This is a genomic window from Microbacterium sp. NPDC096154, assembly GCF_040302945.1.
Lineage (GTDB): Bacteria > Actinomycetota > Actinomycetes > Actinomycetales > Microbacteriaceae > Microbacterium.
In genome coordinates this window covers 237376-252906 of sequence record NZ_JBEOSM010000003.1, presented here as the reverse complement: position 1 = coordinate 252906, position 15531 = coordinate 237376, and the positions used below count along the sequence as shown (strand labels likewise).

Below are 15531 nucleotides of genomic sequence, written 5' to 3'. Positions count from 1 at the left end.
TCTATGCCCGCGGACATCCCCGCTTATCCCGTCGCGTCCGAGCGCGTCACCGCGCTGCTGGCGCAGATGACCCTGGAGGAGAAGGCCGCCCAGCTGGTGGGGTACTGGCTCGACCAGGGGGGCGAGCTCGTCGCCCCGATGGCGGATGAGATGGGCTCGTCGAAGGAAGGCCGCTCGCTCGCAGACATCACGAAGGACGGCATCGGCCACTACACGCGCGTGTACGGCACCCGCCCCGTGGAGCCCGCCGAGCGCGCCGCGTGGCTGTGGAACGAGCAGCGCCGCCTGAAGCGCGAGACGCGCCTGGGCATCCCGGCTCTCGTGCACGAGGAGTGCCTGACCGGCCTCGCTGCGTGGAAGGCCGCGACCTTCCCCACCCCGCTCGGCTGGGGGGCGTCCTTCGACCCCGCGCTGGTGGCCGAGATGGGCGAGGCCATCGGCGAGTCGATGCGCGCGCTCGGCATCCATCAGGGCCTGGCCCCGGTGCTCGACGTGATCCGCGACCCGCGGTGGGGGCGCGTCGACGAGTGCATCGGCGAGGACCCGTACCTCGTCGGCACGGTGGGCACCGCCTACGTGAAGGGCCTGCAGAGCGCCGGCGTGCATGCGACGCTCAAGCACTTCCTCGGGTACTCCAACTCGCGGGCGGGGCGCAACCACGCGCCGGTGCACGCCGGCCCCCGCGAGGTCGCCGACGTGTTCCTGCCGCCGTTCGAGATGGCCATCCGCGACGGCGACGTGCGCTCGGTCATGAACAGCTACGCCGAGATCGACGGCGTGCCGGTCGCCTCCGACCCGGAGGTGCTCACGACGCTGCTGCGCGAGCGCCTGGGCTTCGACGGCGTCGTGGTGGCCGACTACTTCTCGGTCGCGTTCCTCGAGGTCATGCACGCCATCGTGGCCGACCGCGGCGCGGCTGCCGCGCTGGCGCTGAAGGCCGGCATCGACGTCGAGCTCCCCTCGGGCGACGCGTACCTGGCGCCGCTGGTCGAACGGGTGCGCGCCGGCGAGCTGGAGGAGGCGTACGTCGACCGCGCCGTGCTGCGCGTGCTGACGCAGAAGGAGCAGCTGGGCCTGCTCGATCCGGATGTCTTCGAGGACGAGCCGCCCGCCGAGATCGACCTCGACACCCCGCGCCACCGAGACGTCGCCCGTCGCCTGGCGGCCGAGTCGCTCGTGCTGCTGTCGAACGAGGGCGGCCTGCCGCTCGCCGCCGACGCGCGTCGCATCGCCGTGATCGGCCCGAACGCCGACCGCTCGGCGGCGCTGCAGGGCTGCTACTCGTTCGCCAACCACGTGCTGGCCAGCCACCCGGATCACGAGATCGGCTTCGAGATCCCGACCGTGCGCGAGGCCCTCGAGACCGCGCTGCCTCAGGCTGAGATCGTCTACGCGGCCGGCTGCGCGGTCGAGGGCGACGACCGCTCGGGGTTCGACGAGGCCGTGGCCGCAGCGACGGGCGCCGACGCGGCGATCGTGGTCGTGGGCGACCAGGCGGGCCTGTTCGGCCGGGGCACGGTGGGCGAGGGCAACGACGTCGAGTCGCTCGACCTGCCCGGCGTGCAGCGCGAGCTGGTGGAGCGACTGGTCGCGACCGGCACGCCGGTGGTCATGGTGCTGCTGACCGGGCGTCCGTATGCGATCGGCTGGGCGCTGGATGGCGAGGGCAGCGGTGAGGGCAGCGGTGATGGCGCGACGCGGCCGGCGGCGGTGCTGCAGGCCTTCTTCCCGGGAGAGGAGGGGGGGCCCGCGATCGCCGACGTGCTCACGGGCCGCCAGGCGCCGTCGGGGCGCCTGCCCGTGACGCTGCCGCGCTCGGCCGGCGCGCAGCCGTACACGTACCTGCACCCGATCCTCGGCGGCCCGTCGGATGTGACATCGACCGACTCGACTCCGGTTCGCCCGTTCGGGTTCGGCCTGTCGTACACCGAGTTCGCCTACGACGACCTGGTGGTCGACGCGCAGGCGCCCACGGGGGGTCGCTTCACGGCGAGCGTGACGGTCACCAACACCGGCGCGGTCGCCGGGACCGACGTCGTGCAGCTGTACGGCCACGACGTCGCGGCCTCGGTCACGCGCCCAGTGGCGCTGCTGCTGGGATACGCGCGCGTCGAGCTCGCGCCCGGGCAGTCGCGTCGCGTGACGTTCGACGTGCCGGCGCAGCGGTTCGCCTTCACCGACCGCAGCCTGGTGCGCGTGGTCGAGCCGGGTGACGTCGAGGTGTGGGTCGGTGCCCACGCCGAGGCCTCGGCGCGCGTCGCGGAGGCCGAGGACACCACGGGCGGTGCCATCTCGAATCAGAAGGCCCGCGGCGCCCGGCAGCTGGCCGGCGCGGCCACGGCCCGCGCGACGCTCACGCTGACGGGCGACGTGCACGTCGTCTCAGGGGACGATCCGCGCACGGTCGACGTCGCCATCGGATGACCGAGGTCGCGAACCCGGTGCTGCCGGGGTGTCATCCGGACCCGTCGATCTGTCGGGTCGGGGAGTGGTACTACCTGGTCACCTCGACGTTCGAGTACCTGCCCGGGTTGCCGGTCATGCGCTCACGCGACCTGGTGCGCTGGCAGACGATCGGGCACGTGATCGACCGCGAGGGCATGCTGGACTTCGACGGCATCGCGTCGTCCGGAGGTCTGTACGCGCCGACCATCCGCCACCAGGACGGGGTGTTCTGGGTCGTCTGCACCCTGGTCGACCAGAACGACGACACCCGTGGCGGCAACTTCGTGGTCACCGCGACGGATCCCGCAGGCCCGTGGAGCGACCCCGTGTGGCTCGACGTCGAGGGCATCGACCCGTCGGTCGTGTTCGACGACGACGGCCGAGTGTGGATGCACGGCACTCGCCTGGCTCGCGACCCCGAGCACTTTCACCAGACCGAGGTGTGGGTGCGGGAGTACTCGCCCAGCGCGCGTGCCCTCGTAGGGCCCGAGCACGTGATCTGGCGCGGCGCCGTGCGCGGCGCGGTGTGGGCCGAGGGGCCGCACCTCTACCGGATCGACGGGCGCTGGCACCTCGTGGCGGCGGAGGGCGGCACCGAGTATCACCACGCCGTGAGCGTCGCGCGCGCCGACGACATCGCCGGGCCGTTCGAGGGCAACCGCGCCAACCCGGTGCTCACGCATCGCCACCTCGGGCGCAGCACCGACGTGATCGGGGCCGGGCACGCCGACCTCGTGCAGGCACCGGATGGGTCGTGGTGGGCGGTGCTGCTCGCCATGCGCGCCGCAGACGGCCACCATTACCCGCTGGGACGAGAGACCTTCCTGTGCCCGGTGTCGTGGGAAGACGGCTGGCCCGTGTTCGCGCCCGGCGAGGGGCGCGTGCCGCGCACCGTCACGCTGCCCTGGCCGGTCGAGGCGGCGCCCGATGGGACGTGGCAGCCGGATGACCGCGCCCCCGGCGCCGTGCCGCCCGGCGACGGGCGGTGGACCTCGCTGCGCGCCCTGCCCGAGGCGGTGGCGTCCGACGACGCAGACGCGTGGACGCTGCCCGCGCGGCCTGCGACGCTGGCGGATGCCGCCGTCGTGGCGTTCCGCGGCGTGCGGCAGCAGCACGCTGATGCGGACGTGCTCGCCGACCTTGACCTGTCGGGCCTCGCCGAGGGGGAGAGCGCCGGGTTCGTCATCCGCCAGTCCGAGATGGACCACGCGACCGTGACGCTCACGCGGACCGGTGGCCGGCTGGTGCTGCGGGTGGTCCACCGGCGGGCCGGGGAGGACATCCTGCTGCACGAGGAACGGGCCGATGCCGGCGCGGCGTCGGTCGGCGTGCGCTCGCGCGGATACCGCTACGAGCTCGTCCGTGCCGATGCGCCGGGATCTGTCCGTGTGCTGGCGGAGGTCGACGCGCGGCAGCTCGACGCGGTGGCCACGGGCGGCTTCCTCGGCGTGTGGTTCGGGGTGTTCGCCACCAGCCACGGCGAGGTGCCTCGCGGGGCGGTGCGGGTGACGCGCTTCCACTACGCACCCGCCTGACCGCCACGCTGACGACGCGTGGTCGATGCCGGGCCGATGCGGCGGGGGTCGTCGCGTCCCGATATGGTGGGGCTGGCAACAAACCGGGGGTGGTGTCATGACCATGAGGGCGACCGGCGTCGAGGGCGTGCGACGCGCGAACCTCGGGGCGGTGCTGCGCCTGGTGCACCACGCGGGCCCGCGCTCTCGCGCCGTGATCACCGCCGAGACCGGTCTGAACCGCTCGACGGTGTCCGACCTCGTGGCGACGCTGGCGGGCGCCGGTCTCGTCGAGGAGCGGGAGCCCGACCCGACGCGGCGTGTGGGGCGACCGTCGCCGATCGTCGCACCCAGCGACGATGTCGTCGCGATCGCGGTGAACCCCGAGGTCGATGCGCTCGAGGTGGGCGCCGTCACGCTGGGCGGCCGCGTGCGGGTGCGCGCCCGCGAGGGCGTGGACCGGCCGGTCGAGGTCGACGACGTCGCGGCATCCGTCGCGCGCATCGTCGCCGATTGGTCGGGCGGACCGCTGCGCGGGTGCCGCATCGTGGGCGGAGGTGCGGCCGTTCCGGGCCTCGTGCGCGCCCGCGACGGCGTCGTGCGCCTCGCCCCGCACCTCGGCTGGCGCGAGCAGGATGTCGCCGGCGCACTGGCCCAGGCCACCGGCGTCGCCTTCGCCGTCGGCAACGACGCGTCGCTCGGCGCCCGTGCCGAGCGGCTGTTCGGCGCCGCGCGCGATCACGCCGACGTGGTCTACCTCAACGGCGGCGCGTCGGGCATCGGCGGCGGGCTCATCCTGCACGGCGTCGCGATCGGCGGCGCGGACGGCTACGCCGGCGAATGGGGTCAGAACCGCGCGGGCATCGTGCTGGAGTCCGACCGGCGTACCGCGGAAGGCATGCTCGAGGACGAGGTGAACCGCTCCCGGCTGCTCGCCGCGGCGGGTGTGACGGCGGCGGACGATGCGGCTCTGGCTCTCGCCCTGTCCGAGTCGACGGATGGCGCGGCGCGCGCCGAGATGGACCGGCAGCGTCGCATCCTGGCCGCGACGCTGGCCAACGCCGTGAACGTGCTCAACCCGTCGGTGATCGTGCTCGGCGGGTTTCTGGCCATCCTGCGCGACAGCGATCCCGACGGGCTGCTCGCCGCGGTGCGCGCCCAGGCGCTCGACGCTCCGGGCGAGGGCCTCGACATCCGGGCCGCCGCGCTCGGCGCCGACCGCCTGCTGATCGGGGCCGCGGAGGCGGCGTTCGAGCAGCTTCTCGCCGACCCGCTGGGCTGACCCCTCCTCTTCCTCGCGACGACACGTGTCCTCGACGAGAACACGCCCGTTGCGCGCGCAGCTGACGTGTCCCCGTTGAGAACACGTGTCATCGGGGCGGGCGGGGTGTGCGGGGTGGATGTGTCGTCCCCGGGGAGAAAAGACGTGGCGGTTGCCCACATACGCCGCAGGCGGCACGGGGCGAGCGGCGGATGGCGAAGAGTGTGCGCATGGCGACCGTCACGGACCTCGCGCGCCTGCTTCGCACGCGCGCTGAACTCGAAGCGCTCGGTTTCATCCGCCCGGGGCGCGCCCTCGACCCCGCGTGCTTCCATCGCGTGCGAAACGGACGATTCGTGCCCGCGGCCGAGTGGGCGAGCCTCCACACGGAGGATCGCCACCGGATCGAGATCGCCGCCGCCGTCGAGGACATGGGCGACGGAGAGGCCGTGCTGTCACACGACTCCGCCGCGGTGATCTGGGGGCTGCCGCTCTATCGACACACGCCGACGCGTGTCCACGTCTCCACACCGCCCGGGCATCTCGGCGCCAGCAGCGCGGTCGTGCTGCGTCACCGGGTCGAGCTGCCACCGGAGGACATCACCATCCGGGACGGCCTGCGCGTGACCTCGCTCGCACGGACGGCGGTGGATGTCGCCCGCTCGCTGCCGACGGAAGCCGCGCTGAGCTGCCTGGATGCGGCGATGGCGACGGCGTGCGTGGAACGGCACGAGATGGACCCCGAGCGCGCCGAGCTATGGCGGCAGGACCTCCGCGCACGCGTCGCAGCGACCCCGGGCGTACGCGGCGCGCGCCGCGCCAGGGCCGCGATCGAGTTCATGGACGGCCGGGCGCAGCTGCCCGGCGAGAGCATCAGCAGGCTGCACCTTCATCGCCTGGGGTTCGCGCCCCCTCGGCTGCAGGTGCGGATGACGGGACCGAAGGGCGCCTGGATCTGGATCGACTTCGGCCTCGACGACGTCCGCTGGTGGGGCGAGTTCGACGGCAAGGGCAAGTACTCGGATGAGGCGATGCGCGCGGGGCGGACGGTCGAGGAGGTCATGTACGACGAGAAGCGTCGCGAGGACTGGATCCGCGGCCGCACCTCCTACGGCGTGGCACGGTGGGGCTCGGAGGACATCCGCTCCATCGATCGTTTCGCCGCGCGCCTGAGCGCGTTCGGCATCCATCCACCGTCGTTTCCGGCGAGCTCGCGACGCCGCCTCATCCTGCCGTGACCCCGCACACGTGTTCTCAACGGCAACACGCCGTCTGAGCGTTCAGAAGTCGTGTTGCCGCCCCTCGCACGTGTCGTCGTGCGAGGGGCGGCGACACGTGCGAGGGGCGGGCTCAGGGCAGCAGGAGCCGGCCGTCGATGCGGCGCGGGATGCCGAGAGGGTTGTCGTCGTGGAGGGCCGGCGGCAGCACATCGGCAGGGGCGTCCTGGTAGGCCACGGGCCGCTGGAAGCGGCGCACCGCGGTCGCGCCCACCGAGGTGAAGGGGCTCGTCGCCGAGGGGTAGGGGCCGCCGTGCTGCTGGGCCCACGCCACGGCGACGCCCGTGGGCCAGCCCGAGAAGAGCACGCGGCCGGCGATCTCCTCGAGGCGCGCCACGAGCTCGGCCACATCGTCGTCGGCCTCGCGGTGCACCGTCGCGGTCAGGTTGCCGGGCATGCGGTCGATCACGGCGTCGCGCTCGGCCTCGTCGCGGTAGCGCACCAGCAGCGTGAAGGGCCCGAAGACCTCCTCGAGCAGCTCCTCGGCGTGGGCCACGAGCGTCGGGGCGTCGGTCGCGGCGACCACGGTCGCCGGGCCGTCGCCGGCCGCGCCGGTCGCCACGATCTCCACACCCTCGATGCCCGCGACGCGCTCGCTGCCGGCCGCGAAGCCGTCGGCGAACGACGGCGTCAGCAGGCGCGGCTGCGGAACGAGGTGCTGCGGCAGCGCGGCCTCGAGGGCCGACGCCTCGGGCACGAGCACGACGCCCGGCTTGGTGCAGAACTGCCCGGCTCCGAGCTGGAACGACCCGGCCAGCCCCTCGGCCAGCGCCGCGCCGCGCGCGGCGTCAGCCGCGGGCGTGACCACCACCGGGTTGAGCGAGCCGAGCTCGCCGTAGAAGGGGATGGGCTCGGGTCGTGCAGCGGCGCGATCGAACAGCGCACGACCGCCGCGGACCGAGCCGGTGAAGCCGACGGCCTTGATCGCCGGGTGGTCGACCAGCGCGAGCCCGGCGTCGAAGCCCTCGATCATCGCGAAGACGCCCTCGGGCGCGCCGGCGCTCGCCAGCGCGGCGGTCATCACCTCGGCCGCGCGGCGCGACGTCTCGGGATGACCCGGGTGCGCCTTGACGACCACCGGGCATCCGACCGCCAGCGCCGACGCGGTGTCGCCACCGGCCACCGAGAACGCGAACGGGAAGTTCGACGCCGCGAACACCGCCACCGGACCGACGGGGCGCAGCACCCGGCGCAGGTCGGGCGTCGGGGGAGTGGTCGAGGGGTTCGGGTGGTCGATGGCCGCCTCGAGGTACGACCCCTCCTCGACCACCGACGCGAACAGGCGCAGCTGCGCCGTGGTGCGTGCGACCTCGCCCGTCAGACGCGCCTCGGGCAGCGCGGTCTCGCGGCCGGCCAGCTCCACGAGCGTGGCGGCGTCCGCGTCGAGCGCGTCGGCGGCGGCCCGCATCCACGCAGCCCGCGTGCGGTCGTCGGTGCGCACCGTGACGGCGAAGGCGAGCTGCGCCGCCCGCGCGATCCGGTCGACGTCCTCGAGCGTGCTGTCGGTCATGCGGTGTCCTTTCACGAGGGGGAACGATCCTGTCGGCGCGGCCGGGCCGCGGGCCAGGCGAAACGGATGCCGAGCCCGAGTGTAGGCCCGCCAGACACCCGCCCGCGGGACACGGCCGCCCGCAGGGGTTCGATGAGAACGCCGAGCGGGGAGCCTCCCGCCGCTAGGGTTCAGTGTCGAGAGGCGCCGTCAGGGCTCCCGGAAAGGCATCACCGCATGGCACTGTTCGATCTTCCTCTCGAGTCGCTGCGTGACTACGTGCCGGATGTCGCGGAGCCGGATGACTTCGACGTGTTCTGGTCCGACACGCTGGCGCAGACCCGCGACGAAGCGCAGCGCACTCAGGTCGAGGCCGTGGACACGGGCCTGCGGCTGGTGCGCACCAGCGACGTGACGTTCTCGGGATTCGGAGGAGATCCCATCCGGGGGTGGTGGCACGTGCCCGCGGACGGAACGCTCCGCGGGGTCGTCGTGGAGTTCCTCGGGTACAGCGGCGGCCGCGGGTTGCCGCACGAGGTCGGCAACTGGGTGCTCGCGGGCTACGGCCATCTCGTGATGGACACGCGGGGGCAGGGATGGCACCACACGCGCCCGGGAGCGACGGCGGATCCCCACGGCTCCGGTCCGGCGGCTCCGGGGAAGATGACGCACGGCATCGCCGATCCGGCCACGTACTACTACCGTCGGGTCTTCGCCGACGCCGTGCGCGCGATCGAGACGGCACGCGGACTCGCGCCCGGTGCGCCGCTGTTCGTCACCGGCGGCAGCCAGGGCGGGGGCATCGCGATCGCGGCGACGGCGCTGGCCGCGAGCGTGGATGTCGACGTGACCGGCGCGCTGCCCGATGTGCCGTTCCTGTGCAACTTCCCCCGGGCGACGACCATCACCGACGCGATGCCGTATCGCGAGATCGCGAATCACCTGGCCGCCCACCGCGGCGAGGAGACGCAGGTCTATCGCACCCTGAGCTACTTCGACGGCGTCGCCTTCGCACGCCGCGCCCGCGTGCCCGCGCTGTTCTCGGTGGCGCTGATGGATGTCATCTGCCCGCCCTCCACGGTCTTCTCGGCCTACAACGTCTGGGGCTCGCCGGATCGGTCGATCGAGGTGTATCCGTTCAACGACCACGAGGGGGGCGGCCAGTTCCAGCGCCGCGCCCAGCTCGACTGGATGGCTGCGCGGCTGCATGAGACGTCCTGAAGCGAACGCGCGGAGCCGCCGCGCAGTCGTCGACGCGCGTGTCGGAATGGGTAGCGTGGGGGCATGGCCCCCTCGGTACGCAGCGCTCTCGCGCGTCTCAACGACACCCGCAGCGTCACGCACGGCGTGGTCTGGACCCTGCTGAATGCGGGCCTCACGCTGATCGAGCCGCGCCGGCTCAGCACGGGCGGGCGGCTGGCGTACCGGGCGGCGATGGGCGCGCTCGCCGCGTGGACGGCCTGGGCCACGATGCGCACCGACATGCGCGACGAGCTCACGACCGGTGCTCGCGCCGGCTACACGGCGGGGACGGCCGGACTGCTGCTGGCGGCGTCGGATGCGACGGAGGCGCTGGACGGGCGCATCCACGACGCCGTCGTGCGCGCCGGAGCACGACGCCCGCGCGCGGTCATGGCGCTCGAAGGCGCAGCGCTCGCGGGCGTCACCTGGTGGTGGGGACGGCGCACGCCCGCACCCGCTCCGGTCGGCGCGACCGGCGAGGAGGACGAGCCCCGCCAGGATGTCGTGGACGTGCCCGACGATGTGCGCGCGATCGCCGAGCGTCTGCTCGGCGCGAGCGACGGCTTCGGTGCCGCGGAGCTGCGCGCCCAGCTCGCCCAGGCGAAGGCCGTGCTCTACGAGGGGCCGGAACCCGATGGGTTCTGGCCCGGCATCGGCTTCGAGGTGCCCGACGAGCTGCCCTTCGCGGTGCCGGGCGACGCCAACTTCCCTGTCGTGGGCGTCTACCGGCCGCTCGAGGGGCGTGCCTTCGAGGTCTATCTGACGGTGCTGGGCGGACGCCTCTCGACACTGTCGATCTCGGAAGGCCGTGACTGGAGCGACGACGAGCAGGTCACGTGGATGGAGGCGGGCCGCGGTGTGCACGAGCTGCCCGGCTGGCCCGACGCCTCGGAGCTCGAGCTCCTGATCGAGACGCCGCACGGCCTTCGTCCCGCGACCGGATGACCCGTCACCCAGGTCGGGGATGACCCGGCCGGCACGGCTTGTCGTCGGCGACATCCGTGCGGTGCTTCGCTGTCGCTGGGGCAGTGCCCCGGGCCGGGCGGGTACGTGACGATGTGGCCATGACCCCAGCTCCCGCCCGCACCATTCCCGTCCGCAACCCTCGCACCGGAGTGGAGGACTTCGAGATCGCGGTCGCCACGGCAGACCAGGTCGAGGAGAAGGCCGCTCGCCTGCGCGCCAACCAGCGTGCGTGGCTCGAGCGGGGTCTCGAGGGGCGCACCGCGGTGATGCAGCGCTGGTTCGAGCAGTTCGCGCGCGTCGCCAAGGAGTTCGGCGAGATCGAGGCGGTCGACACGGGCGGCACCCACACGTCGTACGTGCAGGGGTTCATCACCCTCGAGGCCATCCGCGGGTGGATCGAGGATGCCGCGGACGCCATCGCCGCCGCCACGATCACGGGCCCCTCCAAGACGATGCCCACCGTCGATGTGCAGACCCAGCTGGTGCCGTATCCGCTGGTCGGCGTGATCTCGCCGTGGAACGCGCCCACGATGCTCGCCATGATCGACTCGATCCCGGCGCTCTTCGCCGGCTCGGCCGTGCTGTGGAAGCCGTCGGAGGTCACGCCGCGCTTCGTCTCGGCGTTCTTCGAGACGGTCCAGGCGGTGCCGGAGCTCGCGGCCGTGTTCGACTACGTGCTCGGCGATGGCGAGACCGGACAGGCCATCGTGGCGCAGTCCGACATGGTGTGCTTCACCGGCTCGGTGCCCACGGGGCGCAAGATCGCCGTGGCCTGCGCCGAGCGCCTGATCCCGTGCTTCCTCGAGCTGGGCGGCAAGGACCCCGTGATCGTCACCGAGACCGCCGACATCGACCGCGCCACGACATCCGTGCTCCACGGCGGCGTCTACGCGACCGGCATGGTGTGCTTCTCGATCGAGCGGGTCTACGTGCACGAGTCGATCCACGACGAGTTCGTGCGCGAGCTGGTGCGCAAGGCCGAGCTGGTGCACCTCAACGACGACAACCCCAAGGCGGGCCACGTCGGGCCGTTCACCTTCGCACCGCAGGCCGACATCGTCGCCGCGCACATCGAGGACGCCCGCACCAAGGGTGCCAGCGTGCTCACGGGCGGCGTGGTCGAGAACCGCGGCGGCGGGCTCTACATGCGCCCCACGGTGCTGACGGGCGTGCACCACGGCATGGACATCATGCGCGAGGAGACGTTCGGACCCTGCCTGCCCGTGATGCCGTACCGCGACATCGACGAGGCGATCGCCCTCGCCAACGACACGACGTTCGGCCTCACCGCGTCGGTGATCGCGGGCACCGAGGACGAGGCCCTGGAGATCGGCCGACGGATCGACGCGGGCACGATCTTCATCCAGGACACCTTCCTCATGCCCGGCAAGGGACGCACGATCGGCACCAACGCCTTCGGCTTCTCCGGGCTGGGAGGAAACCGCACCGGCAAGGACGGCATCCTCCGTTTCTTCCGGCGCAAGGCGCTGCTCGTCCAGCATGGCGAGCCGGCGGACATCATGAACGAGCGATTCGAGGAGCGATGAACATGGCCCAGTGGAAACTCAGCGTCGAGGACCGGCTGGAGATCCAGGACCTCTACACCCGCTACGCGTGGGGCCTGGACCTCGGCGATGAGGACCTGATCCGCAGCGTCTTCGCGCAGGACGGCTGGTTCGACCACCTGTGGCAGGGGCGCGTGCAGGGCCACGACGCCATCCTGGAGAATATGCGGTCGCTGTGGACCGACCGCCAGCATTGGTGGTACGGCCGCCAGCACATCCAGAACAACCACCTCTTCACCGAGCGCGAGGAGGAGGGCGAGGTCGACGTGCGGCTGTGGTTCCAGATCCTGCAGTACAACGTCGAGTACAACACCAACTTCGTCTTCGGCATCGGCACGCGCTCCGACCACCTGACCAAGAAGGAGGGCCGCTGGCTGTTCCAGTCGCTGCATGTCAACGCGTGGAACGCGTTCGATCAGGTGCCGTGGAAGGGCCCGGTGGTCATGAAGGGCCGTCCCAAGTACCAGATGCCGCCGGTCGCGGAGCACGCGCAGCGCGGCTGACGTCGAGTGCCTGAAGAGGGGGCGGGATGCCGAGCATCCCGCCCCCTCTTCGTCGTACCCGCCGCGCGCGATCGTGGCACCACGAGGGGGTGGGACGCGTCGCATCCCACCCCCTCGTGAACTCCCGCGGCTCAGACGTCGCGGGCGAACGACCCGTGGAACGTCATGTGCGTGGAGTAGGGGATCATGGCCCTCGCGACGGGCCCCTCCTCGATGTGCTGCGCGTCGAAGACCACGAGCGAGCCGCGGTTGGTGGCGGCGTGGTTCACCACCGAGAGCAGCCAGCCGTCGCCCTCGGCGGCGCCGTCGTACCGCGGCACGAACGTCGACTCGTGCATGATGTCGGGCGCGACCATCGGGTAGTTCCGGATCTCCAGGGTCTCCCAGTCGATGCGGTACAGCCCGCCCATGCCGCGGAAGAACCCGTACTTGTACTTCTGCATCGCGAACCGGTCGTCGATCTTCGGCATCTCGCCCACCGCACCGGCGATGGGATACACCTTCGCCTGGTCGGTCTCGCCGGCCAGGTCGAACACGAGCCGGGTGATCGTGGCGTTGCCGAGCTCGATGTCGGTGGGGTTGCCGTCGACGTCCTTGAAGAACGGGAACGAGTTGCCCGGAGCGGCGGGCGCATCGACGACGACCGTCTTGCCCTGCGTGTACGCGTTCATGATGTGACCGCACACCACGCCGGGGGCGCGGAACCAGCGGATGTCCTCGACGTTCCCGTCGCGCGGCATGATGCCCCACAGCGAGGGCTGGTCGGGATCGAACGCGTAGAACTGGCCCCCGCGCTTCATGCGCTCCTCGTCCACCCGGAACGGCTGGATGTCGAAGATCACGTGCTCCTTCGTGACCGCGAAGTCGTGCATCATGCCGGGGTAGGGCGCGATGAAGTGCTCCTCGCGGATGAGCTTGGCGTTCTTGTCGGCGACGATCAGCGCGCACTCGCCGGTCCAGCGGCGCTCGGCGTACATGCCGAAGGCCCACCACTCGCCCGTGTCGGGGTCGATCTTGCCGTGGGCCGACAGCGCCGAGGACTTCAGCGCCCCGTCGAAGTCGAAGACCTCCTTGGTCTCGAGCGTGACCGGATCGATCTCATTGGGGTGCGAGTCCTCGCGCAGAGCGAAGAGACGCCCGTTGAAGTACCAGGCGTACGTGTTGCCCGTGTTGTCGCGCTGCATCAGTCCCGGGGCGTCGGGGTCGTCGCGCACGGGGTTGCGGTACAGGTTGTAGAGGCGGCGGCGTGCGGCGTACTCCGCCTCGAACCGCTCGGTGCGCACGTAGCGCGACTTGAAGTCGACGTGGCCGTCCTCGATGCGCCACGAGAGCATGTGCCCGTCGCCGTTGAGGATGATGTCGTCGTCGGGCAGCGTCGGGTACTGCGCGTCGGGACCGAGTCCGAAGAAGGTGCCGTTGAGGCCCTCGGGGAACGCGCCCTCCAGACGGCAGTCGTGGAGGTCGGCTTCGAGCCGCACCGACTCCTGCGATCGCCCGTAGAAGCTCGGGATCGCGTGGAACTGCGGCTGCACGTAGAGCGGTGTGCGGTTGGTGGTGGTGGCCATGGGCACAGCCAAGCACCGGCCCGTCGCGGCCGATGCGCTGCGCGCGACAGGATGGACCGGCCCACGTCTGTCGCGCGCGCCAGGAGCCGGCCGCAGACGCTTCGCCAGGCTGTGGGCATGATCACGGACGGCATTGTCGACGACCTGGTTCCCCTCGGCGTGACGCGGGAGGTGAGGGATGCCGCGCTGGCCGAGATGGCCGAGATCCTCGGCGACGCGGCCGTTCACCGCGACGACGCCCTCGTCGAGGAGTTCCGCGACCCGTACGACCATCCCGAATGGGATGACCACTGGCCGGCGGCCGTGGTGCAGCCCGCCTCGGTGGAGGAGGTACAGGCCGTCGTGCGCATCGCGAGCCGCCACGGTGTGCCGCTGTGGACCAACAGCCAGGCGAAGAACAACGGCTACGGTGGTGCGGCGCCCCGGCTGCGCGGCTCGATCACGGTCAACCTGCGCCGCATGAACCGCATCCTCGAGGTGAACGAGGAGCTCGGCTACGTCGTGGTGGAGCCCGGCGTGACGTTCTACGAGCTCGTCGACGAGCTCGCGCGCCGCGGCGGCGACTGGTGGCCGTCCACCCCGGACCTCGGCTGGGGCAGCGTGGTCGGCAACACGGTGGACCACGGCGTGGGATACACGGAGTTCGGCGACCACGCCGCGTCGGTGAGCGGGATGGAGATCGTGCTGCCCGACGGCGAGCTGCTGCGCACCGGCATGTGGGCGTCGAGCACGAGCGCCGCGGCGCACGTGCACCCACGCGGATTCGGGCCCGACATCGAGGGGCTGTTCATGCAGTCCAACCTCGGCATCGTCACGAAGCTCGGTCGGCGCGTGAGCCCCCGCCCCGAGGTCTACGCGCCGCTGCGCTTCCACGTGCCGGAGAAGGATGACCTGGCGCCGCTCGTCGAGGCCGCCCGGACGCTCCTGCTGGAGGGCACGATCCGCAACATCCCGGTCATCGGCGGGATCCTCGGCACCGCCGCCATGCGCGCGCCGCGCACCGCTTGGCTCGACGGCCCGCTCACCGACGACGAGTACCGGCGCGTGGCCGACGAGCTCGACATGGGATGGTGGAACCTGCGCGCCGCGCTCTACGGGCCCGCGCGCGTGGTCGAGGCGCAGCTGGCCCGATGCGAGGAGGTGCTGCGAGCGGCCGTGCCCGCGGGACGGTTCTCGGCGATCCCCGTCGCGGGGACGGATGTCGATGAGCGCACCATCCCGCTGCATCCCGACCGGGTGCAGGCGGGGCGCCCCAGCCAGGCGCTGCTGAAGTCGATCGAGTGGCGGGGGCCGGACGGCGGCCACATCGAGCTCTCGCCCGTCGGCGCGCTCACGGGCGAGCACGTGGTGCGCGTCGGCCAGATCCTCCGCGAGGAGATGGAGGCGTCGGGCTTCGACTTCTGGCCCAGCATCTGCCTCACGCCCCGGTCGTTCATCTACCTCGGGGTCATCAACTTCGACCGTTCCGACCCGGAGCGGATCCGTGCGGCGTACGACCTGTACGAGCGGGCGGTGCGGCGGCTCGGAGGCGAGGGCTACCCGGTCTACCGCGGCCACCTGCGGGGGATGGACGCGATCGCCGACCAGTTCGACTGGAACGACCACGCGTATCGCCGGTTCGTGCAGGGGCTCAAGGACGCGGTCGACCCGGCCGGCATCCTGTCCCCGGGAAAGCAGGGCATCTGGCCGCAGCGGCTGCGGTGA

At 72.1% G+C, this 15531-nt stretch carries 11 protein-coding genes; 9 read left to right on the top strand and 2 right to left on the bottom strand.

What is annotated here, in order from left to right:
- Positions 1 to 3: 3 nt before the first annotated feature.
- The 4 genes from ABTW64_RS05845 (at position 4) to ABTW64_RS05830 (ending at position 6458) form a co-directional block, all read left to right on the top strand.
- Positions 4 to 2424, top strand: coding sequence for a beta-xylosidase/alpha-l-arabinosidase (locus ABTW64_RS05845; protein WP_350620203.1), 2421 nt, complete (start codon positions 4 to 6; stop codon positions 2422 to 2424).
- Positions 2421 to 3980: a glycoside hydrolase family 43 protein gene (locus ABTW64_RS05840; protein WP_350620201.1), complete on the top strand. Its 1560-nt coding sequence runs from the start codon at positions 2421 to 2423 to the stop codon at positions 3978 to 3980. Before ABTW64_RS05845 ends, ABTW64_RS05840 begins: the two co-directional genes overlap by 4 nt.
- Positions 3981 to 4077: 97 nt before the next feature.
- Entirely contained in the window at positions 4078 to 5241 is a 1164-nt protein-coding gene (locus ABTW64_RS05835) for an ROK family transcriptional regulator (RefSeq protein ID WP_350620199.1), read from the top strand.
- Between the two features lie 209 nt (positions 5242 to 5450).
- The gene (locus ABTW64_RS05830; protein ID WP_350620197.1) at positions 5451 to 6458 is read left to right on the top strand and encodes a type IV toxin-antitoxin system AbiEi family antitoxin; all 1008 of its coding nucleotides are present in this window, start codon (positions 5451 to 5453) and stop codon (positions 6456 to 6458) included.
- Between the two features lie 112 nt (positions 6459 to 6570).
- Here ABTW64_RS05830 and ABTW64_RS05825 read toward each other — a convergent pair whose 3' ends face one another.
- Positions 6571 to 8007 (bottom strand): aldehyde dehydrogenase (NADP(+)), encoded by a 1437-nt coding sequence (locus tag ABTW64_RS05825; RefSeq protein ID WP_350620195.1) that lies wholly within the window; start codon positions 8005 to 8007, stop codon positions 6571 to 6573.
- A gap of 216 nt (positions 8008 to 8223) precedes the next feature.
- Between ABTW64_RS05825 and ABTW64_RS05820 the strand changes: the two genes are divergently transcribed.
- The 4 genes from ABTW64_RS05820 to ABTW64_RS05805 all read left to right on the top strand — a co-directional run bounded on the left by ABTW64_RS05820 (position 8224) and on the right by ABTW64_RS05805 (position 12262).
- Entirely contained in the window at positions 8224 to 9207 is a 984-nt protein-coding gene (locus ABTW64_RS05820; protein ID WP_350620193.1) for an acetylxylan esterase, read from the top strand.
- Between the two features lie 63 nt (positions 9208 to 9270).
- Positions 9271 to 10173: a hypothetical protein gene (locus tag ABTW64_RS05815; protein WP_350620191.1), complete on the top strand. Its 903-nt coding sequence runs from the start codon at positions 9271 to 9273 to the stop codon at positions 10171 to 10173.
- Between the two features lie 119 nt (positions 10174 to 10292).
- Positions 10293 to 11741, top strand: coding sequence for an aldehyde dehydrogenase family protein (locus ABTW64_RS05810; protein WP_350620189.1), 1449 nt, complete (start codon positions 10293 to 10295; stop codon positions 11739 to 11741).
- 2 nt (positions 11742 to 11743) lie between these two features.
- The gene (locus ABTW64_RS05805; RefSeq protein ID WP_350620187.1) at positions 11744 to 12262 is read left to right on the top strand and encodes a nuclear transport factor 2 family protein; all 519 of its coding nucleotides are present in this window, start codon (positions 11744 to 11746) and stop codon (positions 12260 to 12262) included.
- 131 nt (positions 12263 to 12393) lie between these two features.
- Here the strand turns inward: ABTW64_RS05805 and ABTW64_RS05800 are convergent, their stop codons facing one another.
- Complete coding sequence (locus ABTW64_RS05800; protein WP_350620184.1) at positions 12394 to 13827, bottom strand: carotenoid oxygenase family protein; 1434 nt, start codon at positions 13825 to 13827, stop codon at positions 12394 to 12396.
- Positions 13828 to 13944: 117 nt separating this feature from the next.
- On the opposite strand from ABTW64_RS05800, the gene ABTW64_RS05795 reads away from it, so the two are divergent.
- Positions 13945 to 15531: an FAD-binding oxidoreductase gene (locus ABTW64_RS05795; protein WP_350620182.1), complete on the top strand. Its 1587-nt coding sequence runs from the start codon at positions 13945 to 13947 to the stop codon at positions 15529 to 15531.

Excerpts from the sequence above, each read along its gene's own strand:
- ABTW64_RS05800 (WP_350620184.1), bottom strand. The coding sequence starts at position 13,827 with ATGGCCACCACCACCAACCGCACACCGCTCTACGTGCAGCCGCAGTTC.
- ABTW64_RS05815 (WP_350620191.1), top strand. The coding sequence starts at position 9,271 with ATGGCCCCCTCGGTACGCAGCGCTCTCGCGCGTCTCAACGACACCCGC.
- ABTW64_RS05830 (WP_350620197.1), top strand. The coding sequence starts at position 5,451 with ATGGCGACCGTCACGGACCTCGCGCGCCTGCTTCGCACGCGCGCTGAA.
- ABTW64_RS05820 (WP_350620193.1), top strand. The coding sequence starts at position 8,224 with ATGGCACTGTTCGATCTTCCTCTCGAGTCGCTGCGTGACTACGTGCCG.
- ABTW64_RS05840 (WP_350620201.1), top strand. The coding sequence starts at position 2,421 with ATGACCGAGGTCGCGAACCCGGTGCTGCCGGGGTGTCATCCGGACCCG.
- ABTW64_RS05825 (WP_350620195.1), bottom strand. The coding sequence starts at position 8,007 with ATGACCGACAGCACGCTCGAGGACGTCGACCGGATCGCGCGGGCGGCG.
- ABTW64_RS05845 (WP_350620203.1), top strand. The coding sequence starts at position 4 with ATGCCCGCGGACATCCCCGCTTATCCCGTCGCGTCCGAGCGCGTCACC.
- ABTW64_RS05835 (WP_350620199.1), top strand. The coding sequence starts at position 4,078 with ATGACCATGAGGGCGACCGGCGTCGAGGGCGTGCGACGCGCGAACCTC.
- ABTW64_RS05810 (WP_350620189.1), top strand. The coding sequence starts at position 10,293 with ATGACCCCAGCTCCCGCCCGCACCATTCCCGTCCGCAACCCTCGCACC.
- ABTW64_RS05795 (WP_350620182.1), top strand. The coding sequence starts at position 13,945 with ATGATCACGGACGGCATTGTCGACGACCTGGTTCCCCTCGGCGTGACG.
- ABTW64_RS05805 (WP_350620187.1), top strand. The coding sequence starts at position 11,744 with ATGGCCCAGTGGAAACTCAGCGTCGAGGACCGGCTGGAGATCCAGGAC.